23 protein-coding genes and 1 tRNA gene are annotated in these 23,244 nt (G+C 57.7%); 14 read left to right on the forward strand and 10 right to left on the reverse strand.

The features are described from left to right. The first annotated feature begins 7 nt into the window (after window positions 1-7). Together EV660_RS05520 and EV660_RS05525 are read left to right on the forward strand one after the other, a co-directional pair. Window positions 8-796, forward strand: a complete 789-nt coding sequence (locus tag EV660_RS05520) for an FAD binding domain-containing protein (protein WP_071480746.1) — start codon at window positions 8-10, stop codon at window positions 794-796. Window positions 797-912: 116 nt separating this feature from the next. After that, window positions 913-1,614, forward strand: coding sequence for a glutathione S-transferase N-terminal domain-containing protein (locus tag EV660_RS05525; protein WP_071480747.1), 702 nt, complete (start codon window positions 913-915; stop codon window positions 1,612-1,614). 49 nt (window positions 1,615-1,663) lie between these two features. On the opposite strand, the gene EV660_RS05530 is transcribed toward EV660_RS05525, so the two are convergent. The 5 genes from EV660_RS05530 to EV660_RS05550 form a co-directional block, all read right to left on the reverse strand. Beyond that, window positions 1,664-2,263, reverse strand: a complete 600-nt coding sequence (locus EV660_RS05530) for an inner membrane-spanning protein YciB (protein ID WP_071480748.1) — start codon at window positions 2,261-2,263, stop codon at window positions 1,664-1,666. 50 nt (window positions 2,264-2,313) lie between these two features. Continuing rightward, window positions 2,314-5,250 (reverse strand): hypothetical protein, encoded by a 2,937-nt coding sequence (locus tag EV660_RS05535; protein WP_071480749.1) that lies wholly within the window; start codon window positions 5,248-5,250, stop codon window positions 2,314-2,316. 124 nt (window positions 5,251-5,374) lie between these two features. Beyond that, window positions 5,375-6,664 carry an O-acetylhomoserine aminocarboxypropyltransferase/cysteine synthase family protein gene (locus EV660_RS05540; RefSeq protein WP_071482115.1) on the reverse strand — a complete coding sequence of 430 codons (1,290 nt, stop codon included), beginning with the start codon at window positions 6,662-6,664 and terminating at the stop codon, window positions 5,375-5,377. A 134-nt stretch (window positions 6,665-6,798) separates the two neighbouring features. After that, window positions 6,799-7,947 carry a sulfotransferase family protein gene (locus EV660_RS05545; protein ID WP_071480750.1) on the reverse strand — a complete coding sequence of 383 codons (1,149 nt, stop codon included), beginning with the start codon at window positions 7,945-7,947 and terminating at the stop codon, window positions 6,799-6,801. A 69-nt stretch (window positions 7,948-8,016) separates the two neighbouring features. Next, window positions 8,017-9,264, reverse strand: coding sequence for a lytic murein transglycosylase (locus tag EV660_RS05550; RefSeq protein WP_071480751.1), 1,248 nt, complete (start codon window positions 9,262-9,264; stop codon window positions 8,017-8,019). A gap of 168 nt (window positions 9,265-9,432) precedes the next feature. Here EV660_RS05550 and EV660_RS05555 point away from each other — a divergent pair, with 168 nt between their 5' ends. Continuing rightward, on the forward strand, window positions 9,433-10,659 hold the full coding sequence (locus EV660_RS05555) for a lytic murein transglycosylase (RefSeq protein WP_071480752.1): 1,227 nt from the start codon (window positions 9,433-9,435) through the stop codon (window positions 10,657-10,659). Window positions 10,660-10,673: 14 nt separating this feature from the next. Here the strand turns inward: EV660_RS05555 and EV660_RS05560 are convergent, their stop codons facing one another. From EV660_RS05560 to EV660_RS05570, 3 genes are all read right to left on the reverse strand, one after another. Further along, complete coding sequence (locus EV660_RS05560; protein ID WP_071480753.1) at window positions 10,674-10,982, reverse strand: DUF6525 family protein; 309 nt, start codon at window positions 10,980-10,982, stop codon at window positions 10,674-10,676. Between the two features lie 3 nt (window positions 10,983-10,985). Next, window positions 10,986-12,197 carry a zinc metallochaperone GTPase ZigA gene (gene zigA / locus EV660_RS05565; RefSeq protein WP_071482116.1) on the reverse strand — a complete coding sequence of 404 codons (1,212 nt, stop codon included), beginning with the start codon at window positions 12,195-12,197 and terminating at the stop codon, window positions 10,986-10,988. A gap of 127 nt (window positions 12,198-12,324) precedes the next feature. Beyond that, a complete protein-coding gene (locus tag EV660_RS05570) occupies window positions 12,325-13,254 on the reverse strand; it encodes a class I fructose-bisphosphate aldolase (RefSeq protein ID WP_071480754.1) in 930 nt (309 codons plus the stop codon). Between the two features lie 371 nt (window positions 13,255-13,625). Here EV660_RS05570 and EV660_RS05575 point away from each other — a divergent pair, with 371 nt between their 5' ends. The 11 genes from EV660_RS05575 (at window position 13,626) to EV660_RS05620 (ending at window position 22,387) form a co-directional block, all read left to right on the forward strand. After that, a complete protein-coding gene (locus tag EV660_RS05575; RefSeq protein ID WP_071480755.1) occupies window positions 13,626-14,939 on the forward strand; it encodes a tyrosine-type recombinase/integrase in 1,314 nt (437 codons plus the stop codon). Further along, the gene (locus EV660_RS05580) at window positions 14,936-15,505 is read left to right on the forward strand and encodes a hypothetical protein (protein ID WP_071480756.1); all 570 of its coding nucleotides are present in this window, start codon (window positions 14,936-14,938) and stop codon (window positions 15,503-15,505) included. Before EV660_RS05575 ends, EV660_RS05580 begins: the two co-directional genes overlap by 4 nt. Before the next feature lie 87 nt (window positions 15,506-15,592). After that, on the forward strand, window positions 15,593-15,754 hold the full coding sequence (locus EV660_RS19045) for a helix-turn-helix transcriptional regulator (protein WP_084634892.1): 162 nt from the start codon (window positions 15,593-15,595) through the stop codon (window positions 15,752-15,754). Next, window positions 15,751-16,035 carry a hypothetical protein gene (locus tag EV660_RS05590; RefSeq protein WP_071480757.1) on the forward strand — a complete coding sequence of 95 codons (285 nt, stop codon included), beginning with the start codon at window positions 15,751-15,753 and terminating at the stop codon, window positions 16,033-16,035. The genes EV660_RS19045 and EV660_RS05590 overlap by 4 nt, the downstream gene beginning before the upstream one ends. Next, the gene (locus EV660_RS05595; RefSeq protein WP_157798932.1) at window positions 16,035-16,262 is read left to right on the forward strand and encodes a hypothetical protein; all 228 of its coding nucleotides are present in this window, start codon (window positions 16,035-16,037) and stop codon (window positions 16,260-16,262) included. The genes EV660_RS05590 and EV660_RS05595 overlap by 1 nt, the downstream gene beginning before the upstream one ends. Then, a complete protein-coding gene (locus tag EV660_RS05600; RefSeq protein WP_071480759.1) occupies window positions 16,259-18,541 on the forward strand; it encodes a phage/plasmid primase, P4 family in 2,283 nt (760 codons plus the stop codon). The genes EV660_RS05595 and EV660_RS05600 overlap by 4 nt, the downstream gene beginning before the upstream one ends. A gap of 408 nt (window positions 18,542-18,949) precedes the next feature. Next, a complete protein-coding gene (locus EV660_RS05605) occupies window positions 18,950-19,297 on the forward strand; it encodes a hypothetical protein (RefSeq protein WP_071480760.1) in 348 nt (115 codons plus the stop codon). After that, window positions 19,294-19,434 carry a hypothetical protein gene (locus EV660_RS18570; protein WP_157798933.1) on the forward strand — a complete coding sequence of 47 codons (141 nt, stop codon included), beginning with the start codon at window positions 19,294-19,296 and terminating at the stop codon, window positions 19,432-19,434. Before EV660_RS05605 ends, EV660_RS18570 begins: the two co-directional genes overlap by 4 nt. Next, a complete protein-coding gene (locus EV660_RS05610) occupies window positions 19,431-20,864 on the forward strand; it encodes a terminase large subunit (protein ID WP_071480761.1) in 1,434 nt (477 codons plus the stop codon). The genes EV660_RS18570 and EV660_RS05610 overlap by 4 nt, the downstream gene beginning before the upstream one ends. An 11-nt stretch (window positions 20,865-20,875) precedes the next feature. After that, window positions 20,876-22,024, forward strand: a complete 1,149-nt coding sequence (locus tag EV660_RS05615; protein ID WP_071480762.1) for a phage major capsid protein — start codon at window positions 20,876-20,878, stop codon at window positions 22,022-22,024. A 156-nt stretch (window positions 22,025-22,180) separates the two neighbouring features. Beyond that, entirely contained in the window at window positions 22,181-22,387 is a 207-nt protein-coding gene (locus EV660_RS05620) for a hypothetical protein (protein ID WP_071480763.1), read from the forward strand. A gap of 91 nt (window positions 22,388-22,478) precedes the next feature. Here EV660_RS05620 and EV660_RS05625 read toward each other — a convergent pair. Together EV660_RS05625 and ssb are read right to left on the reverse strand one after the other, a co-directional pair. Continuing rightward, window positions 22,479-22,552 (reverse strand) — tRNA-Gly (locus EV660_RS05625). Window positions 22,553-22,596: 44 nt separating this feature from the next. Then, a complete protein-coding gene (gene ssb, locus EV660_RS05630; RefSeq protein WP_071480764.1) occupies window positions 22,597-23,079 on the reverse strand; it encodes a single-stranded DNA-binding protein in 483 nt (160 codons plus the stop codon). Window positions 23,080-23,244: the final 165 nt, after the last annotated feature.

The following is a 23,244-nucleotide window of genomic DNA, read 5'->3' on the forward strand; positions in this document are numbered from 1 at the left end:
AAGACCAATGCATAACTTTGACTTCGTAAAACCCTCCAGCGTGGCAGAGGCAGTTGCCGCACTTGCCAATGAAGATGCCTTGCCGCTTTCGGGCGGACAGACATTGATCCCGTCGATGAAGGCGCGGCTGAATGCGCCGGAAACGCTGGTCAGCCTGACAGGCATTGACGAGTTGAAAGGCGTTTGTGTGGATGGGGGCAGCCTTGTCATTGGCGCAGCCACGACCCACGCCACGGTGGCCGCTGAAGCGGCCAGCCATTTCCCCGGATTGGCGGCGCTTGCAGGTCAGATCGGGGATCCGGCTGTCCGCAATCGTGGTACTCTGGGGGGAAGCCTGGCCAATAACGACCCGTCTGCCTGCTATCCTGCGGCGGCTTTGGGCACTGGGGCAACAGTTGTCACCAATACCCGAGAGATTGCAGCGGATGACTATTTTCAGGGCATGTTCACCACAGCACTGGAGGAAGGCGAGATCATCACCTCGGTGCGCTTTCCGATTGCCGAGAAATCAGCCTATGCCAAATTCCTGCAACCTGCGTCACGCTTTGCGCTGACAGGTGTGTTCGTGGCGAAATACGCATCAGGCGTGCGAGTTGCTGTAACCGGCGCGTCTGAAAACGGCGTTTTTCGCTGGGCTGAGGCGGAAGCGGCCTTGTCGCAGGATTTCAGCGCCGATGCGATTGCAGACCTGAAATGTTCACCTGATGAAATGATCTCGGACTTGCATGGCACGCCGGAATATCGTGCGCATCTGGTGGGTGTTATGACCCGTCGCGCAGTCGCTGCCGCGCGCTGACCTTAACAAAGAGTGTCGCGTACAGAGGGCCCCAGCGGCCCTCTGTTCATTTCATGCCTTGGAATCCGTCCCCAGATGCTTAGCTTGTGCAGCAATCAACGCTGACAGGAGCACGCATGACCATTGATCTGCATTACTGGCCCACACCCAATGGCTGGAAGATATCCATCGCACTGGAAGAAATGGGGCTGCCTTATGATGTTCACTACGTCAATATTGGCGCAGGCGATCAGTTCAAGCCCGAATTTCTGAAGATTGCCCCGAATAACCGGATGCCCGCAATTACCGACCCGGACGGGCCGGATGGGGCGCCAATCTCGATTTTCGAATCTGGCGCAATCTTGCAATATCTGGCGCGCAAGACCGGCCAGTTTGGCGGCAAGACCGAACGCGACCGTATTGCGGTCGACCAATGGCTCATGTGGCAAATGGGCGGGCTTGGCCCCATGGCGGGACAGGCGCATCATTTTCTGAAATACGCCCCGTCGATGGACCCACCCCAAGACCTGCCCTATGCCAAGGATCGCTACCGCAACGAGGTGGCGCGCCTGCTTGGTGTGTTGAACAAGCAGTTGGCTGATAACGAATATGTCGCGGGTGCCGAATACACTATTGCAGATATGGCGATCTGGCCTTGGGCCATTCTTTGGGAGGGACAGCAACAGACGCTGGAGGACAAGCCCCATCTGGCACGCTGGCTGGATCTGGTTGGCGCGCGCTCCGCTGTGCAGGCTGGCAAGGCTCTGGGCGCGGAAAAGCGTTCAAATGTCCAGACCGACCGAGAGGCGCAGAGAGTGCTGTTTGGAAAACGCGACTGATCCTGCACATTCCGGGAGGCGCCAGAATTTATCTGGCCCCTCTCTGGCTTCAGTCGCTGAAATCGCGCTTATAGCGTTCAAACAGTTTCGCTTGCGCCATGAAAAATGCAAATAGTGCGAATGGCAGGACAAATGTTCGGAAATTGACCCAAGCATCGGTAGACATGGTGCGCCACACCAATTCATTGGCGCAAGCCATAGCTGCAAACATCAGCGCCAAGCGTTTTGTCAGCAGCATCCAGCCTTCATGTGTCAGCGGCAGGGCACCTTCCATCACCAGTTCTAGCCAGCTTTGACCGCGCGCAAGGCCAAGCCCCAGCAAAAGCGCAAAGATCATATACACGGCGGTGGGCTTCATCTTGAAGAACCGCTCGTCGTTCAGCCAAACGGTCAGCCCGCCGAAAACCACCACCATGATCAGGGTCACCAGTTGCAACCGGCTCAGCCGTCCTGATAGCTTCCACAGCACAAAGGTTGCCAGTGCCATCAGCGGAATGAAGGCCGCAGTCAGCAAGATAAAGGCATCATATTCTGTACCCGCAACCACATAGCTTTGACCGCGTGTGCTGATATAGCCCATAAAAAACAGAAATACTGGCCCAAGTTCCAGCCCGATCTTTACAGCGGGGGATACCTGCTTCTCCGACATGATGTTTTCCTGCTTGTTTCCTGCGTTGCCGCCTTATCGCGGCTGAAGGCTTAGGATGCAATGCGCAACACGACATCGCGCCCGCGCCGTGTATAGCGCAACTCGTCATCACCGATGGCCGTGACCTGCCCGCCGTCCAGCGTCTCACCCACGCGAACCGTCACGACACGCCCATTCGACAGGCGCACAAGCGCGCGCCGGCTTGACGATGTGCCCATAACCCCAAGCAGATTGATCTGGCGCAGGTTGATTGCGCGCGCTTGTGTCGCCTCGCGCGCGACAGATGCAGATGTTGGAATTGCGGGCGCATCGGGCACAGCGGCCCGTGCGGTCTGGATCGGCTCGGATTGTTGGGGCTGCGCGGGCGTCGGTTCGGGCTGGGCGCTGCGCAAAGTCCGCTGCACTATGGCCGAGAATTGACTTGGCCGTGATCCCGGACGCCGCGATGCTGCTACGGCGAGGTCTGTTGCATCTGCAAAACTGGCTGTTTCGGCCTCTTGCGTATCGGGCATATCGACGACAAGGGCTTCGGGCCGTGCAGCAGGGCGCAGAGCGGTCAGGGAAATTCCGCCAAGCGCAGGCGCATCAAGCGCAGCTTCTTCACTGTCAGCGGTGCCCGGCTCGTCAGACTGGGTCGCTTCGGGTGAAAGCGCTGGTGCGGTTTCCTCGGGGGCTGTTTCAGTCGGTTGGGCTTGTTCGGGGGCAAGCCCTTCTGGCCGGGCGGGTGGGGTTGCAGCAGGTGGGCCAGAGGTGACGGTGATTTGAAGCTGGCTTTCGTCCAGCGGATCGACCGAAGCCGCTTCCGGTACTTGTTCAACCACATCTTCGGGCGGAGCTGCTGTTTCCACCTCTGCCGGTGTTTCAAGCTCTGGTGCCAATCCTTCGGGGCGCGCAGGGGGAACGGATGAAGGTGTCCCGTCCGAGACGGCTATCTCCAGCAGTTCCTCCCCTTCTGGCAAGGCTGGTAGCGCATCTGTCGGCGCTTCTGCTGTTGGTTCATCCTCGATGATCGGCTCTGCCGCGTCTAGAACGGCGGCCTGTTCTGTCTCAGAGCGCAGTGGCGCGAGGGGTTCGGAACCGAACGGGGCCGGGGCAGCCGGCGTTGCAGGCAGGGATGTCGCTTCTTGCGGTGCGAACAAGGCGACCGAACGCAACCCTGCAATACGCCCGGCTTGCATTTCCTCGGTGCCCATTTCCGCTTCGGTAGGTGCTTGTTCCGCCGGGGCTTGTGCGACATCTTCCTCAAGGAGGGCGGGCATGTCGGGGCCGTCCAGCGGGGCTTGCTGTGCTGCATGCTCAACGCCGAGGGACGCTTCGATATCGTCCAGTCCGATGTCAGGGGCGGTGGGTTCCGTGATCTCGGGTTCCAGTGCAGCGGATTGTGACGGCTCTTCAGCGAGTTGCACATCCGATGGCTGTGTCGTGAAGAAATAAGCCGCCCAGATCGCTGCTGCGACCAGCAAAAGACCCACGCCGCCAAGCACCAGCATTGCCCTGCTTGTCCCCGAAGGCTGCATGTCCTGATTGCTGCGCGCGCCGAATATGGTCAGACGCTCTGCTTCGCTGCTCTGACTGCGCGACTGGCCACCATGCGCTTGCAAAGTCTCGATCGGACCCTTGCGAGGGGGCGGCACTTTTGCCTTGTCTGCTGGCTTTGCCTTCGCCTCCGGTTTTGCTGCAGCCACAGGGTCTTTCTTGGCTGGCTTTTCATCTGCCTTGGCAGCCTTGGCCACCGGGGGGGCTTTGGCGGTGGGCGCACCTGCTTTTGATACCGACTGTGTATCAGCCGCGTCGGGTTTCGCGCTCACATCGGCTTTGGTTGCACCAAGCCCGAACGCTGATGACAGAGCAGATTTCGCGCCAAAGGCCTTTTTGCGCAGGCGAGAGGTCAGGTCATCTGTCTGTTCTGTTTTCTTGGTCGCGGTGGCGTCCGATTCCGTGCCGCCCCGGCGCGAGCGGAAAGAAACCGCTTCAGTGGCAGGGCTGGACTCGCTCTGTTCGGTCGTGGTGGTTGCTGTAGAGCTGGCGCGTTTGGCGGCCAATAACTGCGCAAACTTTGATTTCGCGTCGCTCGGCTGGTCTGCCTGTCCATCACTGGTGGGTTTTGCGGCGTTCAGCTTGGCGAACAGAGCTTGTTTGCGTTCCGCCGCTGCTTTCGACTCCGCATCTTTCTTGCGGTCACCGGCTGCTTTCAGTTCTGATTTGTTCGGTGCTGCAGGGGGCTGTGGTGCAGGGCGTTCTGCGGCGGGCGCAGTTACAGCCTGCTTATCGCTTTCATTTGGCTGCGCGGCGGGCTTTTCATCTTTCGGCTTGGTCTTTGGCGCCGCTTTTGGTGCCTCGACTTTGCTTTGCGCAGCATCGGGCAACACGCTTGATGGATCGTCGGCCTTCTGAGGCGTTGCAGCTTTTACGACAACAGGCTCCGGGTCAGGCAAAGTTACATGACCGGCTTCTACCAGCGGAACTGCGTCACGTTGGATGCGTGAGGTGTCGGGCACGAGTTTGCGCGCCCCGCGTGTCGGCCCGAAAAACGGCTCTGTCGTGCTGCGGCCTTTCTGCGCCGCGGCCACTGCCGCAATTGGGTTCAACCCATGCTGTGCTGCAAAATCTTCTGCTTCAACAATGGTTTCGCGCGCGACGACCGCCACTTTTGCTGCATTGCCATCGATAGTCCAATCAAAAACGAGTTCTTCCACCGGATAGGGCGTTCGCCCGGCAAGCTGGCCGCGAATCTCGGTTTCCTGTGCTTCTGCGGTGCGGCCGGAAACCGGCAGGTCACAATACAGGATTTGATCATCCGGGATGACGAGTTTTGTCGTAACGCCCTCAGGGGCGATTGCTGCTGCGATGCGCGACATATCGCGCATCTGTGCATCCATATCCGGCGTATCCAGAGACACAGCGCCCACGCGCAACCATCCGGTTACGTCGCGGTGCCAGAGAGTGACCCCATCATCAGTCAGGCCAAGTGCGAAATTTGGTTTCATGCAGCGGCTTTAGCACAAGTGTTGAACAAAACGGGAGTCACAATACCCTTATCGCCCTACCTATCGCAGATTCTTGCCCATTGCACATTGAAAAACTTGCAATGGGCAAGATACCGCAACTTGGCTATGCGCAAGCCTTGGACAACGCCTGATCGAGGTCCGCGATCAGGTCATCTGCATCCTCCAGCCCGATAGACAGGCGCACGACATCCGGCGCGGCCCCCGCAGCGATTTGCTGTGCTTCGGTCAACTGACGATGCGTGGTCGATGCTGAATGAATGATCAAAGACCGCGTATCACCCAGATTTGCGACATGGCTGAACAGATTGACCGAGTCGATCAGTTTCACACAGGCCTCATATCCTGCTTTCAGTGAGAAGGTGAATAGCGACGAAGCGCCTTTGGGGCAGATGCGGTTGACCCGGTCGTAATAGGGCGAAGAGGGCAGCCCGGCATAGGTCACATAGGCCACACGCTCATCTCGTTCCAGCCATTGCGCAACCTTTACGGCGTTAGAGCAATGCTTCTCCATGCGCAGGGACAGGGTTTCGATGCCCATCAGCGTATAATGTGCAGCCTGCGCGTTCAGCGTCATACCCAGATCGCGCAGCCCTATGGCGATTGCGTTGAAGGTGAACGCAAGCGGGCCAAAGGTTTCGTGAAACTTCAACCCGTGATAGGCGGGCTCGGGCTGGGACAAGGCAGGAAATTTATCATTTGCCGACCAGTCGAATTTGCCTGAATCGACAATCACGCCGCCTGTCACTGTGCCATTGCCGGTCAGGTATTTGGTCATGGAATGCACCACCAGCGTGGCGCCATGTTCTATCGGGCGGCAAAGATACGGTGTTGCGGTGGTGTTATCGACGATCAACGGTACGCCTGCACGGTCCGAGATTGCAGCGATTGCGTCCAGATCCGTAATATAACCGCCTGGATTGGCGATGGATTCACAAAATACAGCGCGGGTGTTGTCATCAATCGCGGCAGCGACCGCGTCCATATCGTCGAAATCAACGAATTTTGCTGACCAACCAAAGCGCTTGATCGTGTGGCTGAACTGCGTGACGGTTCCGCCATACAGACGATTGGACGCAACCACGTTCAGACCCGGCCCCATTAGCGGAAACAACGCCATGATCTGCGCGGCATGGCCTGAGGAACAGCAAATCGCTCCGGCACCGCCCTCAAGCGTTGCCATGCGTTCTTGTAGCGCGGCAACTGTCGGGTTGGTCAGGCGTGAATAGATATAGCCAACTTCCTGCAAGTTGAACAAGGCGGCCGCATGGTCTGCATCCCGAAACACAAAGGCGGTGGATTGATAGATCGGCACCTGTCTTGCGCCTGTTGCCGGATCGGGGCGCGCACCGGCATGAATTTGCAATGTGTCGAAACCCGGTGTTTTTTCTGACATCTGTGTCTCCTCCGCAATGTTGTCTTCGCGCATGACGCTACGCCAGCAAGGCGCGCGACGCAATTGCGGTTTTCTGTGGAGTATGGTGCGCTTGGCATGGCAGCATAGCACAAGAAAATGCTTGCAATGATTGCTCAGCTATTGCTTGCAAGCTCTGGTGCCGGGGTTAGGTCACGGCCCCATTTATCCAGGATCATTTCCTGATAATGCTGCCATGCAGATGCAATCTTTGGGCTAAGTGACTGGCGCGCTTGCCATTTGGACAAGGTGCGCAGGTCGCTGCGCGCCTCTTGCGGCCTTGCCATTGTGTCGGCCCAAGACAGCCCCAGTTGCGCAAGACAGGGTTCAACGATTGCCTGTGGACTGGCCGCCATCTGGTCAAGCTCGATCACACGCCATTGCGCACCCGCACGCTGGCGCCATGCATCTGTCAATTTGCTGTAGCGATGGTAATGCGCCCACAGGGTCGGGAAATCGGTGCTGTAGGCGTGGCCCTGACCGAAGTCATTGCGAAAACAACTCCAGCACACGGCGAGTGGCAGGCGCTGCGTCTCCAGCACCAGCGCATCGGGAAAGATCATCGGGATCAGCCAGCCAAGCCAGTAATTTTCTGGCATCTTATCCACGACAACGGCGGACCCTTGCGCCAATGGCATCACCTCTGCCAGATAGGCCGCGCGCAGCGCCAGCAGTCTGTCATGGGTCAGGGTCTGGATGAAGCGCGGCAGGTTCGGCTCAATAGCCTGCAAAGCTCGCCCCAAGGCAGTCATTTCACCGACTGAGCAAATCTCTGGATGCTGCCCCAGAACCTGCGCCAGAACAGAACTGCCGGAACGTGGCATTCCGACGATGAAGACAAAGCGCGGGGCAACCGGACCAAGCTGAAGGTGCGGTGCATTTGCGACCGCTGCCAAGGTTGCAGCAACAAGTTGCTCTTGTGTGGCCGCGTTGAACTGGACGGGTTTGAGAGCGTTGGCGCGTAGAAACGCTGTAAATGCGGCTTCATGCGCGCCAATATCATCCAGCCCTTTGCCAAGCATGAACTGCACCTGGCTGGCCAGAACCGGAGGCAGGCGTGTATCGCGCGCGAAGGCGCGCAGTCGCGCCAGAACCTTGTCGTCAGGCGTTACTTTTGTGATCGACATATAGGTTTGCAAAGCGCCGATCACACCGGGGTCATGGGCGAAAATACGCAGACACAGCGCGCGCGCGGCATCGAATTCGCCTTTCGATGCCAGCGCTTGCGCCTGTTCCAGCGCGGACTTTACGTCTGCTGCCAGCATAAGATGAATGGAACCTTAATTAAATGAAATCAGTTAGATGAGGTCCGTCGTTAAGTTTTTCTGGCGGACTCATCCGCCAGATCGCAATTGCTCCAGCATGGCGCGCGAAGGTTGGCCAGTGACGGACTGCCCGCGGGCTTGCTGCCATGCGCGTATGGCGGCCTCCGAATTTGGCCCGATCACACCGTCTGCACCTTGGGTGTCAAACCCGGCCTGTGTCAGGCGGCGCTGGATTTCCTGCCGATCGCCGACACGCAGCCCGAACCGGTCGGGTTGGAAATCGCCACGAATGGGGCCGCCGCCGCGCAATCTGTCGGAAAGGTGCCCAATACCAATGACATAAAACTCAGAGTTATTGTAACGTGTGAGGGTCGTGAAATTGCTGAACGTCATGAAGGCAGGCCCGCGCGGGCCATCGGGGATGATGACTGACGCCGCGCCATGATCCGTGACGGGCCGCCCGTCCATGTCGCGTACACCCGCGCTTGTCCATGCCGCGACCGAGCGTGTAGACCCGCGCCCGGTGCTGCCCATGTCAAAGCCATCAGGCAGGCGCACTTCCACACCCCAGGGCCGTCCACGTCGCCAGCCCATCCGGGAGAGGTAATTTGCCGCTGAAGCCAGCGCATCGCTGGGGTCTTCCGACCAGATGTCGCGCCGCCCGTTACCTGTAAAGTCAACGGCATATTCCTGATACGTGGTCGGAATGAATTGGGTATGGCCCATTGCGCCCGCCCATGACCCGCGCAGATTGGCGGCGCTGGTGTCGCCGCGCTGCAAGATGCGCAAGGCGGCTATCAGTTGCGATTCAAAGAACGCGCCGCGCCGCCCCTCGAAAGCCAGCGTTGCCAGCGCGGAAATAACCGGAACATCGCCGCGTTCGGTGCCGTAGCGCGATTCCAGCCCCCAGATTGCAGTAATGACTTCGGCCTCGACATCATAGCGTGCCTCAATGGCGCGTAGGGTGCTGGCATGGCGCGACAGCGCCGCGCGCCCGCCCGCCAGCCGTTCTGGCGAGACAGCGATGCCAAGATAATCCTCCAGCGTGCGGGTGAATTCTGCCTGTCGGCGGTCGCGTGCGATCACATCGGGCAAGAATCCCGCGTTGTTCAGGGCTGGTTCTACAATAGAGGCAGGTATTCCGGCGCTGGTCGCGCGGGTCTGAAACTGTTGCTTCCAGCTATCGAAAGCGGGGTTTGCCTGCGCCCGCATCGGGGCGGGTCGAGCCGGCGCGCTCATCGGTGCGCCGCCGCCCATACAGGCAGACAAGGAAAGGGCCGAAAGCCCAAGTAAACAAAACCGTCTGGAAAGATACATGACACTGCGCGCCCCATTTATGGTGTTTTGGCGACCATATCCGATTGTTCTAGCCCTGTTAAGCGGTGCAAAATCAAAATCGGCAGTATTCCCCGATCTGGCAGGTTTGGTGCTTGGTTTGAGGCATCGCGGCAGGTAGCATCTGGCAATCTGATCGGGAGTGTTCTGATGTCGCGTGTTGTGTTGCTGGTGCTGTCCTTGTCCTTACCGGGATGTGTGGCTGCAAATGTCGAAACCTCGCCGCGGCCAGAGGCGCGGGCGGAAACGAGGGCGTCGGCACCCACGGGCGATTTCGGGGTCTGGCTGGTCGGGTTTGATGCGCGCGCGAGGGCCGCAGGCATTTCACAAGCGACCCTGTCGCAGGCTCGTCCACAAATGCGCTACTTGCCCCAGACCATAACCCTGGACCGGCGGCAAAGCGAGTTCGGCGCGCGGATATGGGATTATCTGGACAGCGCTGTGACAACGGCCCGAATTTCGCAAGGACAAGCGGCGATGCGCCAGCATTCCGGCTTGCTGTCACGGATCGAGGCACGCTTTGGTGTGCCACCTGAAGTGGTTGTTGCCATCTGGGGGATCGAGACATCTTTCGGTGCGAATCGTGGCAACACGCCGACCCTTGCCACGCTTGCAACCCTTGCCAAGGACGGTCGGCGCGGCGCGTATTTCGAAGAGCAGTTGATAGATGCGCTGAAGATCGTGCAGGCGGGCGATATCAGCCCGCAAGCGATGATCGGATCATGGGCGGGGGCGTTTGGACACACGCAATTCATGCCCTCCAGCTATCTGACCTATGCGGTAGACTTCAATGGTAATGGGCGGCGTGATGTCTGGGGCAATGACCCTTCGGATGCACTGGCATCAGCGGCAAATTATCTGGCGCAGCGCGGCTGGACGCGCGGGCAGCCTTGGGCGGTAGAGGTCAGTTTGCCAAGTGGTTTTGATCTGGGCACAACCGGCCAGCGCCAGAGTGCAGAGGCATGGGGCAGGGCGGGGTTACGCCCTGCGGCCGGGGGCGCGCTTGCTTCGGGCATGTCGCGTCTGATCTTGCCCGGTGGTGCGCGCGGCCCCGCATTTCTGGCCTATGCCAATTATGATGTGCTGAAGGAATACAACATCTCTGACGCCTATGTGCTGGCATTGGGGCATCTGTCGGATCGTCTGCGCGGGGCGGGGGCCTTGCGTGGGCAGTGGCCGCGTGGCGACCGCGCGCTAAGCCTGTCCGAACGCACAGAATTGCAGCGCAGGCTGAATGCGCTGGGTCATGATACAGGCGGCATAGACGGGCGCATTGGTCCCGCAACTGTCGCGGCGGTGCAGGCATGGCAGCGGTCGGCGGGTATTCCGCCTGATGGTTATGTCAATGCCGACCTGCTGGCACGATTGCGAAACTGAACGCGCTTGTTGCATCAGCGCATAGCGCGCGGGCTGGGGCGCGTTGCCGTATTCGCGGGGGTGGCTGCCGGGTGACACGCCCCCCAGATTAGGCTGGCATCGCGCGCGATGCAGCGTGCTTCAAGCTCCGAGAGCAATGCGCATGCGCGCCCCTTGTCGCCGCCAGCGCGCAGCAACGCTGCTTTCCAGTGTTTGAGCACCGATTTCGCACTCCAGGGCAAGATCGCGGTTGCAAGCCATTGGCGCAATTCACGTGGAAGCTGGTCAAACTGCGCCATGGGAGAGTGCCTGCGGCCCAATCTGGTCTTGATATTGCGTGCCATCCTTTACGCGACCTTGCGCTGGCCCCATTGCGGGAAGGGGTCCGCAAGCTCTGTCCAGTTCTGGGGGGTGAATTCTGTGGCGTCGATCAGGCAGGCATCCAGCGCGGCTGTAATCGCGGCCTTGTCCATTCCTGCTCCGATAAAGACCAGCTCCTGCCTGCGGTCACCCCAAGGCTCCACCCAGTTTTCGCGCATTTTCGCCAAAGCTTCGGGATGGTCAGGCCAGCGCTCTTGCGGGACGGCGGCCCACCACCCCCCAAGCGGCGCCACGCTGGACATGGCGCCCGCAAGCGAGAATTCGGCGACCCAGTTGGGTCGGGTCGCCACCCAGAAATGCCCTTTGGCGCGGATCACACCGGGCAGATCGCCATTCAGGACATCATGCACCTTTGCAGGGTCAAAGGGCTGGCGTGCGCGATAGACGAAACTGGACACGCCGTATTCCTCTGTCTCGGGGATATGATCGGCAAACCCGTAAAGCTCTTTGGCCCAAAGCGGGTGTTCATGGGCTGTCTCGAAATCGAACAGGCCGGTGTCAAAAATGCGCGCGGCATCGACGCGTGATTGGTCCGTCTCGATCAGTTGGGCATCGGGGTTAAGGGCCTTGATGATCTTGCGCGCGGCATCCGTACGCTCGCGCCCGGCATCACTGACCTTGTTGAGCAGAATGACGTCGGCAAATTCAATCTGCTCGGTCAGCAAATTGACAAGGCTGCGCTCATCCTCATCGCCCAGTGTTTCCCCCCGGTCTGACAGGAAGTCATGGCTGGAGAAATCCTTGAGCAGATTAACCGCGTCCACGACTGTAACCATCGTGTCCAGCCGCGCCACATCCATCAGGCTGTCGCCTGCTTCATCCCGAAACTCGAAAGTCGCAGCCACGGGCAAGGGTTCGGAAATGCCAGTTGATTCGATGAGAAGATAGTCAAACCGCCCTTCAGCAGCCAGTCTGCGCACCTCGGCCAGCAGGTCGTCGCGCAGGGTGCAGCAAATGCAGCCATTGGACATTTCAACCAGCTTTTCTTCGCCGCGCTTTAAATCCACGCCGGCTGCGATCAGGTCGGCATCAATATTCACTTCGGACATGTCATTGACGATGACTGCAACGCGCCGCCCATCGCGGTTATTCAGCACATGGTTGAGAAGGGTGGTTTTTCCAGCGCCCAGAAAACCGGACAGAACCGTTACGGGCAGACGCGGGGCGGATGTGTTCATGTCGGCACCTTTTAAAATGATATAACATAACATTTAAAGGGCGTGTGGCGTGGGCGCAAGGGGGCCAAAGCAAAAAGCGCGCGCCGGGCTGGGCGCGCGCTGAGAAACCGGGCAATGGAAAGCAGGGTTACGCCTTGCCCTTGTAGATATCGACCAGCTTGGCCAGCATCGACAGCGCTTCATCCCGTGGGCGCTGAAAGCTGTTGCGCCCGATGATCGAGCCATTACCACCACCATCGCGAATAGCGCGGGCATCGTCATAAACCGAATCTGCGCCCTTCTTCGCGCCGCCGGAAAATACAACAATACGCCGGCCATTGAAGCTGGACTGCATGCAATGCTTCACGCGCGCAGCCTGAGTGGCGATGTCGATCTGCTGATCTTCATAAACCTTCTTCGCCTCGGGCAGCATCAGATGATCGGTCGAGAGCTTGATCTTGATGATATGCGCGCCCAACAGCGCCGCGATTTGTGCGGCATAGGCTGCAACGTCAATACCTGTCTCGCCATCCTTGGTGATCGCCTCGCCGCGCGGATAAGACCAGATCACGGTCGCAATGCCCTTTGCAGCAGCTTCCTCGCGCATGGCCGAGATTTCCTCGAACATGTCCAAGGCGCAATCGCTGCCGGGATAGATGGTGAACCCGATTGCTGCGCAGCCCAGACGCAGCGCATCATCGACAGAGCCGGTGATCGCCTGATTCTTGCCAGCCGTGTCGGACATGAGCGAATTGGCGCTGTTGACCTTCAGAATGGTCGGGATCTGGCCTGCATAGGTATCGGCACCAGCCTCGATCATTCCAAGCGGCGCGGCATAGGCGTTCAACCCTGCATCGAGGGCGAGTTGATAGTGATAATGCGGGTCATAAGCGGCGGGGTTGGCCGCAAAGGTACGGGCGGGGCCATGTTCGAATCCCTGATCGACAGGAAGGATGATCATCTTGCCCGTCCCGCCCAGCTTGCCCTGCATCAGCATGCGGCACAGATTGGCTTTCACGCCGGGGGTTTCGCCCTCGTAATTTGCGAGTATCTTTTGAACGATGCGGGTAGCGCGCATTCTGGTTCTCCTGTCCGGTGGTTGTTTTCAGGCAGGGTTAATCTGCTGCTTGTGGCGAAACAATGACGAAGGCGCACCTTCGCGCTCAAGATAGCGCAAACACTGACTCGAAAAGCAAAAAATCAACAAAACCGCAGCGCGTAGGCGCAGCTCACAATCTAGGCTAGTATGTCATGAGTTGGAGCGGGTGAAGGCGTTCCAACCGGGGTAAAGTGCTGTAACATGCAGTGTCATAATTCATTGAAATTGCTTACTTTCTGAAAATGCTTGTCGCTTCCTGTTGCATCCTGTAACACCCAATGTTATCTTTTTTGTGGGGTATGATTGCGGGTGCAATTTGCCGTGTTGGAGTTGAAAGGCGGAATCGAACCATGCCGAAGAAAGCAAGAGAGCTATCAGCTAAGGAAGTGCGCGACCTGAAGCACCCCGGCAAAGGCCGCAACGTGGTGTTTCCTGTTGGGGGCGTTGCTGGCCTTCTGTTGCAGATCACACCGACCGGCGCGCGATCTTGGTTGATGCGCACGACAGTTGGAAGCCGCCGCAGGGATATCGGGCTTGGGGGCTTTCCAGATGTGACGCTTGCACAGGCGCGAGAGCGGGCCAGAGAGGCCAAGGACGCGATCAGGCAGGGCATTGACCCTGTAGAGCAAAGGAAGGCCGCACGCGCGGCGCTGGTGGCCGCACAGGCGCGGGGGCTGACCTTCAAACAGGCTTGGGAACGGTTTTCAGCGCAGAAGGTGAAAGAGTTTTCAACAGACCGCTACAGGGGCCAATGGAAAGCAACCGTTGAAACATACGCCTTGCCGGAACTAGGCAAGATGCTGGTCGCGGATATCACGTTGCAGGATATCTTGCGCGTATTGCAGCCCCTTTGGGATGACAAGACCGTAACCGCAGTGAAGGTGCGGGAACGTGTTGAAAAGACATTGGCATGGGCAACGGTAAACGGTCATCGAGAAGGGCCGAACCCTGCTGCATGGCGCGGCAATCTGGAAATGGTGCTGACAGCCCCTTCCAAGGTTTCAGGCGCAAAGAATTATCCCGCATTGCAGATTGATGACGCAGGGCGCTGGTGGCAGGCATTGCAGGCGCGTGAAGGTATGGGCGCAAGGGCGCTGGCCTTCCAAGCATTGACCGCTACACGATCCGGCGCGATCCGCTTTGCGACATGGGATGAAATCGACCTTTCAAAGCGTCTTTGGACGATCCAGCCGGGGCGGCAATCGTCAAAGATACCCGCAAACGAGAGTGCAAAGCGCATTCCCCTGACTGATGACATGGTGGCCTTGCTGGAAGCCCTGCCAAAGGCGCAGGGCAGTGATCTAGTATTCTGGGCACCCAAAGGCGGCGCGCTATCGGATGCTACCTTGGCAAAGGTTATGCGCACGATCCATGAGGCCGATCAGAAGGCGGGCGGCAAGGGCTATGTGGACGCCGCGACAGGTGAAGCCGCAGTGCCACACGGGCTGCGCAGTTGCTTTAGATCGTGGGTTGCAGAGCGCACGGGCTTTGATGCTGACATGGCCGAAATCGCGCTGTTTCATAAGGTGGGATCGAAGGTGCAACAGGCTTATGACCGATCCGATCAGGTGGATAAGCGGCGCGGCATGATGCAGGCTTGGGGCGACTTCCTGAATGGGCGGCAAGCTGAAAAAGTGGTGCAGCTACAGGGGGCGCGGGCATGAGCATTGGCGAAACACGCGGGACGAAACGCGCTAAATATATCGTTACAGGCGGGGCCGTGCCGGATGTTGCCGCAGATATCGAAGCCTTGCGCCTGAAGTATGATTTGCCGCCTTCATTTTGGGAAAGCCTCATTCGTCACTTGCAGGACAAATTTACGGTTGGTCTGGTTCAGCGGGTGCAGGGTGATTTTGAAAGACAAATTGAAGCTGTTGAGAATAGCGCGAAGGAATTCATGGCCGCGTTCACAGCGCTTAACAAGACCAAAGCCGGAAAGAGAATGGCACAGATGGCCGGTCGAGATGTAATCGAAAACCCCGAATTTTACCGAGCCATGAAGGCTTTCCAAAACCTTCAGGAAAGACAGGCTTTTGAAGGATATCCCGCCGGATATTTTCGGCAAACTATTCTGGAAATTTCCACAATGAAGCCTGAATGGCAGGCAACGGAAATCACACGCTTTTGCGAAGCGCTTGAAGCCATATTTCCGAAGCAAATTTTCCCGCCGGATCGTGAACCAACCGCGCGGCGCGATTATGTAAAGAACTGTTTAAAAACAATCGGGTAAACTCCATTCTTAATCAGATTAGTTTACCTTTTGAAGCAATAGGTTTTGTGTGAATATTAGGATGCATCCGTAACAAAAGGGTGCATTATGTTTCTATCTGACAAACAACTAGCGGCGCGATATGCCGTAGCGCGTCAAACGATCTGGCGCTGGTCACGCAAGGGCCGCTTTCCCAAACCCGTAACACTATCGCAGGGCGTCACGCGCTGGCGTCTTTCCGATGTTGAGAATTGGGAGGGGGCGAAATGATGCAAGGCCCATTTATTCCCGATGATGTAGCGGAAGTTTTGAAGAATGCTGAAGCCGTCTTGCAGGCAAAGGCTAAACGCCTTGAGCGCCTCTTGATGATTTACGGCGATGGCGCTGAAGATGTTGAATTGGATGATGGTCAAATCTGGGAATGGGAAGTTTCGATTGATCATGGCGAAGTCGAACGCCTAGCGCAGAACCTTCGCGGAATAGCGGAATTTGCGGGATGGCTTGCAAATTTCACGGTTGATCCAAGTGATGAAGCGGGGGGGCGAGCATGATGACGACCGATCTAGACGAACTTTATAGCGGCTATGTCCGGTTGTTTATCGGCCACCTTGGAAAACAAGACGCGCCACACCGCAACGTTATGGCGGCTGCGATGATGACGGCAGCTTGCGCGCATGAAAGCCATGTGCAGGGCGTCTTTTCTTGCGCGGAAAAGTTGCGTGATCTGGCCGATGAAATCGAGCGCGGCGAAGGGCCAGCGCGGGGGCCGATGCAATGAATATGCAGGACAAGATCAGCGGTTGCGCACAGGCAGCGCAAGAATACGCCGCGCGCGGCTGGCATGTTTTCCCGGTTCCAGTTGGAAAGAAGGAAAGCCACAAGAGCGCCAAATTCAGCAATGGCCGCAAATGGGGCGCGACAGATGACCCGCAAGAAATCGCGCAGGATTGGCGACAATGGCCTGAAGCAAATATCGGGATCGTTTGCGGGCCGAAATCGGGCTTGCTGGTTATCGAGGCCGACACAGAGGCGGGCCACGGTGTAGACGGTATAGGCAACCTTGCCGCGCTGATCGAACAGAACGGGCCTTTGCCTGATACAATCGAAGCGCTTTCACCTTCTGGATCGTGGCACCTGTTTTTCAAATGGCCTGAAGGTTGGGATATCCGCAACAGTGCAGGGCAGGTTGCGCCGGGTGTAGATGTGCGCGGCGATGGTGGCATGGTGGTGGCAGTGCCAAGCGTTAAGCCCGGTCACGACAAGCCCTATCGCTGGAAAAACCCGCCGGGGCTGTTCGACCTGGGCGATTGCCCGGAATGGCTGTTGCGCCTTTGCCTGAAGCCAGAACCCAAACTTTCAGAGCGTGCCATGCCTATGCGCAGCACCGGCAATGCGTGGGCAGAAACCGCCTTGCGTGGCGAAATCGCAGAATTGCTGGCAGCGCCAGAAGGCAAGCGAAACGCCGCATTGAATAAAGCCGCCTTCAGCTTGGGGCAGATCGTGGCAGGGGGCAGCTTGTCAGAAGGGCTAGTAGTGGAACGTCTTACAGTGACAGCGCAAGGAATAGGGCTTGATCCGGTCGAGATTGAACCCACAATTCAATCAGGAATGCAGGCAGGCGCAAAAGAGCCGCGCGCACCGAAATCAGATTTACCCGCTCACACAAGCGACGGTGAACCGCGCCCAAATCAGCGCGATGACGCCTTGGACTTGTCACACGATGCGCTTGCAAATGAAATGGGCAGGCGCGGGTTTAGTCGGAATGCCCGCTATGTGTCCACATGGGGCAAATGGCTGTTCTGGGATAGAACCCGATGGACGGTTGATGAGCGTATGGAACACATGACGCGAACCCGCGAATTTCTGCGCACCCGCGCGGCTGAAATGCTGGCATGGGCAGAACGGAAAGCCGCAACGCTTGATGTTGAAAAGGCCGACAAGCTGCTGAAATGGGCAGAACAGGAAGCCCGAACACTACGCAACAAGAACACGGTTGCAGCGATTGAAAGTCTTGCACGGTCGAACAGTGACAGTGTGGCAAGCCCTGATCTGTTTGATGCTGACCGGCTATTACTTGGAACACCCGGCGGGACAGTTGATCTGAGCACAGGTAAGATGCGCCTTGCACGCCGCGAGGATTACATCACGAAATTGACCAGCGTCACGCCGCAATCAGGAACGCCGCGCCTATGGCTGCAATTCCTGAATGAAATCTTTGACGGTGACGCCGATCTGGTGGCCTTCATGCAACGCGCCGCAGGCTATGCGCTGACCGGGGAGACGCGCGAACATAAGCTACTGTTTCTTTACGGCACAGGCCGCAACGGTAAGTCAGTTTTTCTGAATATGCTGTTCGATATCTGGGGCGATTATGCCAAACGCGCAGCCGCGCAAACCTTCCTGAACACCAACGGCGACAAACACCCGACAGATGTTGCAGGGCTTCAGGGTGCAAGGCTGGTTGCCGGTTCTGAATTGCCCAAAGGTAAGACATGGGATGAAAGCGTAATCAAAGACCTGACCGGCGGCGACAAGATGACCGCACGGTATATGCGCCAAGACTTTTTCGACTTTGACCCACAATTGACCCTGATGATTGCAGGCAACAATCAGCCTTCATTCCGGGGCGTTGATGAGGCGATCAGGGCGCGCGTGGTGCTGGTTCCGTTTACCGTCACGATACCGCCAGAACGCCGCGACAAGCACCTGCCCGACAAGCTGAAGGCCGAGGCGGGGCAAATACTCGCATGGGCTATAGAGGGGGCGCTACAGTGGCAGGAAAAGGGGTTGGACGTGCCAGCCAAGGTTGCAGCGGCATCAAGTGAATACTTTGACGATGAGGATACGCTAGGCCAATTTCTGACAGATGAAACAGAACGCGAGGCAATGGCCTTTGTCACTACATCGTCACTGCACCAACGCTTTGCCCAATGGTGCGATCTGCAAGGGCTGAATAGCTGGACGCTGCGCACGCTTCAGAAGGAAGTCAGATCACGCGGCTATGACGTTACACGCCGCAATATCGGGGCAGGCTTTCTGGGCTTGAAGCTGAAATGAGGGCGAAAGTGTAGGAAGTGTAGGTTCTAGGGTTATCGGGCGTATAGCTAAATCAGAACGTCTTTTTCCCTATACGGTGGATAAGGGGCAAACATACACTTCCTACACTGTGCCGCAAAACTGGGGCGATATGCCTTTGTGAAACATGGTTCCAATGGTCGGAACATATCAAAGGGGCGGTAACGAGGGATTAAGATTTGCTTTCTCTCTCACTGAAATTCAGGGCGATATGTTCAGCGCAACATAACGCATAAAATTGACCCGCTACCCGTCAAAATGCACGGTTCTATTCCCATGACAGGGGCCGCACAGCATCGATAACATTGATAATTACAGGATGCTACATTGCAACCCTATATCATACCCTACAAAAAAGCGGTATGATGTGACTGAAACTAGGGGGCAGATATGCCAGACTTGCCGCAAAGATACAGCGCAGATTGGATTGAAAAGCTGGACGGTCGCACGACACTTGCAAAGGTGGTGCAATCCCGGCTGGCCGAATTGCAGGCTGATCTAGGCGGGCCGGATGCGCTTTCATATCAAGAGCGCAGCTTGACCCGGCGCGCGGTATGGCTGGAAGCCCTGATCGAGAGCCGCGAGACAGCATTGGCGCGGGGTGAAGAAATTGAAGAAGGCGTTCACACGCAATCAATCAATGCCCTGATGGGCGTTTGGAAAGCGCTTGGCCTTCAGCGCCGGGCGCGTGACGTGACCGATCTGGCAACGTATCTGCGCAGCAAGGGGGCCGCATGATGCTGGTCACGATCAGACCCGGACCCGTTTTGCATGTTTGGAAAGATGGGCAAGAGGTGGCGCAGGTGAAGCTATCCATCCCGGCGGCGCTGACCCTGCTGGCCGATCTGGCAACCGCGATCAGGGGGCGCAGATGACCGTCACGATCCGCGATGCAATGACCGATCCGCAGTTATTTGGCGATACCTTTGCAGGCGACAGCTTCAAGGCATGGCGCGCACTGCTATCAGGCTTTTACGGTCTGCCCTTGTCGGATGATGAGGCCGCGATCTGGCAACAGGTCACAGCGCGCACAGAAACGCCACAGGAAGCCCATGACGAACTTTGGCTAGTGGTTGGAAGGCGTGGCGGCAAGAGCCATGCAGCGGCCTTGCTGGCAGTGTTTGAAGCCGCATTCAAGGATCACCGGGATAAGCTGGCCGCAGGTGAGTTTGCAACCGTGATGCTGATTGCAGGTGACAGACCACAGGCGCGCACGCTGTTGCGCTATGTGCGCGGGTTGTTTGAACACCCGATGTTGAAGCCCCTTGTTCAGCGCGAGACAGCCGAAGGGCTGGAACTGACAAACCGTAGCGCGATTGAAGTGCATACGGCATCACACAGGGCAGTGCGCGGCTATACTTGCGCAGCCGTGATTGCAGATGAATTGGCCTTCTGGTTTTCCGATGGTGCGCGGCCTGATGCTGAAGTTATCGCGGCTGTAAGGCCAGCACTGGCAACGCTTGGGGGCAAGCTGATTGCGCTATCCAGCCCCTATGCGCGGCGCGGGATGCTTTGGACAACGTATAAAAACCGTTTCGGCAAAGCTGGCCGGGTGCTGGTGGCACAAGCCCCAAGCCGGACGATGAACCCGACCTTGCCGCAGCGTGTTGTTGATGACGCGTTGAAGGATGACAGCGCGCGGGCGTCTGCTGAATACTTGGCGCAGTTTCGCAGCGATATTGAGGCGTTTCTTTCGGTCGAGGTGGTGGACGCGGTAACGCGTGACAAGCCGCTGGAATTGCCGCCGGTCGAGGGCGTCACCTATACGGCATTTGCTGACCCGTCTGGTGGTGGTGCTGATGAGTTTACGCTTTCAATCGGTCATCGTGAAAAGGGCGTAACCGTTATTGATTTGGTGGTGGGGCGCAGGGGCAATCCGGCACAGATCACTGAAGAATTTTCCGAAATCCTGAAACATTATAGTATAACAAAAGTGTCTGGCGACCGATACGCGGGCGCGTGGGTTGTCGAGCGTTTCGCGGATCACGGGATCATCTATCAGGCCACGGCACCTGCCCGGTCTGAACTTTATCTTGCGCTAGGTCTGGCCGCACGGTCGGGCCAGCTTGAGTTGCCGCCATGCGAGGCGCTGGCGGGGCAGTTAGTGGCGCTAGAGCGGCGCACATCACGCGGCGGGCGGGATCAGATAGATCACCCACCCGGCGGGCATGATGACCGCGCCAATGCGTGTGCAGGCGTGGTGCAGGCACTCGCACAAACGAAACCGGCATTCATCTTTGAAATCGGGGACAGCAAGCGCGGCGCTGTTGCTCCGGCGGGATTGCCGGAAACACACCTTCATTAGGAGTATGCGTCATGAAAGACGATATCGTAACTGAACTGAAGGCCGCGTCTGATCGTGTGAAAGACATGGATGCGCGCCTTGCATATCTTGAGAAAGCCGAGGCGAAATCCCAAACCCCTGCATTCTATCGCGGCGGGGGCGTGGCGTCCGATGGCATGGAGTGGAAAGACGCGAATGTAGCGGATTTTCTGCGCAAGAATGCCTTGCCTGCTGGCATGGAAACCAAAGACTTGAGCATCACGGCAGACGGTCAGGGCGTGACAGTGCGCGGTGACTGGTCTGGACGTATCTTCAAGCTGATCCGCGAATCCAGCCCTATGCGGCAGGTTGCCAGCGTTATGAACACGTCCAGCAACGCGCTTGAAGTGCTGGTGGATCGTGCCGAGCCGCAATCCGCGTGGGTGAATGAGACAGCCGCGCGGGATGAAACCGCAGCTTCTTTCTTGTCGCGTCATTCAATCCCTGTTTTCGAGCACTACGCATTGCCGGTGGCAACGCAACACCTGCTGGAAGATAGTGAAATTGATGTTGAAACATGGTTGCAGGGCAAGATTGCAACGCGTTTCGGGCGTCAGGAAAGCAACGCTTTCTTCAATGGCAACGGCACCGGCGAGCCTAAAGGCATTCTGACATATGACTTTGTGCCGGATGCAGATCACGTCTGGGGCGCTGATCCTGCTGCTTACACCATTGGCGCGATCTATTCGGGCGTAGATGGTGACATTACCAATGGCAGCGTAGATGGCGCAGCGGCGCTGGATACACTGGGCGATCTGGTGGACGCGCTGAAGGCTGAATACTTGCCGAATGCGTCTTTCCTGATGACGCGGGCCATGCGCAACAAGCTGCGCAAGTTGCGGGATGCGGAAAACCGGCCTTTCTATCAGCCGTCACTTTCCGAAGCCATTCCAGACCGTCTGATGGGCTATCCCGTGCGACTGGCCGAGGATATGGGCGCGCTTGATACCGATGTTGCAGGCATCTTGTTTGGCGACTTTGGCGAGGCTTACACGGTCGCAGATCGTGTGGGGATCAGCATCATTCGCGATCAGATCACCCGTCCGGGCTTTGTTCGGTGGTATGCCCGCAAGCGTTTGGGCGGCGCGCTGACAAACCCCGAGGCGGTGAAAGCGTTGATCTTGGGCAGCGAGCCTGAGTGATGAGAACCCTTCCGCGCGGGGACGTGTGCGCGGCGTGGATTAGCCGGATCGTGCCACGCCATGAAAAACACCGGCAGCATGGGGGCGTTTCCGAAGTTGCGTTGACCATGCAGGGGCAGGCTTTCGGGCCTGCCCTTTTTCACAGGAGAGGAACCAATGGCACAAAACCCTGAATTGCACCTATGGCGGGCCGTGCTGGTCGCTGGATTGGATGACGCAGCAAAGGCCAAGACGCCAGCCGATGCGGCATGGATCAGGTCACGCGACTTTGTGCTGGTCTGTCATCTTGCGCAGGTGGACCCGCAAGCCGTGTTGGAAAGATATACGCCAGAGCGATTCGCAAAAATGCCGAAGGTGGCATGAAACAAGCGTTTTTTCGTTGATGGGTATTCAGGCGGGTAAGCCAAAAACCATTCAGAAAAGCCGTTTAATTTCATGCACTTACGGGGATTTTTGGAGCGGGTGAAGGGAATCGAACCCTCGTTGTCAGCTTGGGAAGCTGCTGCTCTACCATTGAGCTACACCCGCATATAGGTCGCAATACTCTGCGCCCCATACCACGTCAAGTCGGTTCAGAACGGGATTTCGTCATCCATATCTGCCGGGCCGGATGGGGCAGAGCCGCGCCCGGAGCCGTAATTGCCGCCGCGATCCTGGCCTCTGCCATAATCGCCACCGCCGCCGCTGCTGCCACCGCCATCTGCGCGACTACCCAGCATCGTCAGTTCACCCCTGTAAGGACGCAGAACGATTTCAGTCGAATACCGGTCTGCGCCAGACTGGTCTTGCCATTTGCGGGTTTCCAGCTGCCCTTCGATATAGACGGTCGAGCCTTTGCGCAGATACTGTTCCGCGATCCGCACCAGCCCTTCGTTGAAAATTGCAACACTGTGCCATTCGGTCTTTTCGCGCTGTTCGCCCGTGTTCTTGTCGCGCCAGCGTTCGGATGTGGCAATGCGCAGATTGCAGACCTTGCCGCCACTGGGAAAGCTGCGGATCTCGGGGTCGCGCCCCAAATTTCCAATGATGATGACCTTGTTGACAGATCCTGCCATAACATTCCCCTTAACGTTTAGCGCGGACCCGAAACCCGAATCCGTTTTGCTATTAGCTGCGCGTTCATTCCTTATCGGGGCGGCATGGTAAAGAAGCAATGAATATGCGCAACCCAACAGTAGGGCGACGAGCAAGATTTGCTGGAAAAAAAATTCTCAACTGGG

The sequence above is a fragment of the Roseinatronobacter bogoriensis DSM 18756 genome (genome assembly GCF_004366635.1).
Lineage (GTDB): Bacteria > Pseudomonadota > Alphaproteobacteria > Rhodobacterales > Rhodobacteraceae > Roseinatronobacter > Roseinatronobacter bogoriensis.

Bases quoted from the DNA above. Each gene is read 5' to 3' on its own strand.
- EV660_RS05610 (WP_071480761.1), top strand. From the start codon at position 19,431: ATGACCGTCACGATCCGCGATGCAATGACCGATCCGCAGTTATTTGGC.
- EV660_RS05615 (WP_071480762.1), top strand. From the start codon at position 20,876: ATGAAAGACGATATCGTAACTGAACTGAAGGCCGCGTCTGATCGTGTG.
- EV660_RS05540 (WP_071482115.1), bottom strand. From the start codon at position 6,664: ATGTCAGAAAAAACACCGGGTTTCGACACATTGCAAATTCATGCCGGT.
- EV660_RS05555 (WP_071480752.1), top strand. From the start codon at position 9,433: ATGTCGCGTGTTGTGTTGCTGGTGCTGTCCTTGTCCTTACCGGGATGT.
- zigA (WP_071482116.1), bottom strand. From the start codon at position 12,197: ATGAACACATCCGCCCCGCGTCTGCCCGTAACGGTTCTGTCCGGTTTT.
- EV660_RS05575 (WP_071480755.1), top strand. From the start codon at position 13,626: ATGCCGAAGAAAGCAAGAGAGCTATCAGCTAAGGAAGTGCGCGACCTG.
- EV660_RS05595 (WP_157798932.1), top strand. From the start codon at position 16,035: ATGACGACCGATCTAGACGAACTTTATAGCGGCTATGTCCGGTTGTTT.
- EV660_RS05620 (WP_071480763.1), top strand. From the start codon at position 22,181: ATGGCACAAAACCCTGAATTGCACCTATGGCGGGCCGTGCTGGTCGCT.
- EV660_RS05560 (WP_071480753.1), bottom strand. From the start codon at position 10,982: ATGGCACGCAATATCAAGACCAGATTGGGCCGCAGGCACTCTCCCATG.
- ssb (WP_071480764.1), bottom strand. From the start codon at position 23,079: ATGGCAGGATCTGTCAACAAGGTCATCATCATTGGAAATTTGGGGCGC.
- EV660_RS19045 (WP_084634892.1), top strand. From the start codon at position 15,593: ATGTTTCTATCTGACAAACAACTAGCGGCGCGATATGCCGTAGCGCGT.
- EV660_RS05590 (WP_071480757.1), top strand. From the start codon at position 15,751: ATGATGCAAGGCCCATTTATTCCCGATGATGTAGCGGAAGTTTTGAAG.
- EV660_RS05550 (WP_071480751.1), bottom strand. From the start codon at position 9,264: ATGTATCTTTCCAGACGGTTTTGTTTACTTGGGCTTTCGGCCCTTTCC.
- EV660_RS05525 (WP_071480747.1), top strand. From the start codon at position 913: ATGACCATTGATCTGCATTACTGGCCCACACCCAATGGCTGGAAGATA.
- EV660_RS05605 (WP_071480760.1), top strand. From the start codon at position 18,950: ATGCCAGACTTGCCGCAAAGATACAGCGCAGATTGGATTGAAAAGCTG.
- EV660_RS18570 (WP_157798933.1), top strand. From the start codon at position 19,294: ATGATGCTGGTCACGATCAGACCCGGACCCGTTTTGCATGTTTGGAAA.
- EV660_RS05535 (WP_071480749.1), bottom strand. From the start codon at position 5,250: ATGAAACCAAATTTCGCACTTGGCCTGACTGATGATGGGGTCACTCTC.
- EV660_RS05570 (WP_071480754.1), bottom strand. From the start codon at position 13,254: ATGCGCGCTACCCGCATCGTTCAAAAGATACTCGCAAATTACGAGGGC.
- EV660_RS05600 (WP_071480759.1), top strand. From the start codon at position 16,259: ATGAATATGCAGGACAAGATCAGCGGTTGCGCACAGGCAGCGCAAGAA.
- EV660_RS05520 (WP_071480746.1), top strand. From the start codon at position 8: ATGCATAACTTTGACTTCGTAAAACCCTCCAGCGTGGCAGAGGCAGTT.
- EV660_RS05530 (WP_071480748.1), bottom strand. From the start codon at position 2,263: ATGTCGGAGAAGCAGGTATCCCCCGCTGTAAAGATCGGGCTGGAACTT.
- EV660_RS05545 (WP_071480750.1), bottom strand. From the start codon at position 7,947: ATGCTGGCAGCAGACGTAAAGTCCGCGCTGGAACAGGCGCAAGCGCTG.
- EV660_RS05580 (WP_071480756.1), top strand. From the start codon at position 14,936: ATGAGCATTGGCGAAACACGCGGGACGAAACGCGCTAAATATATCGTT.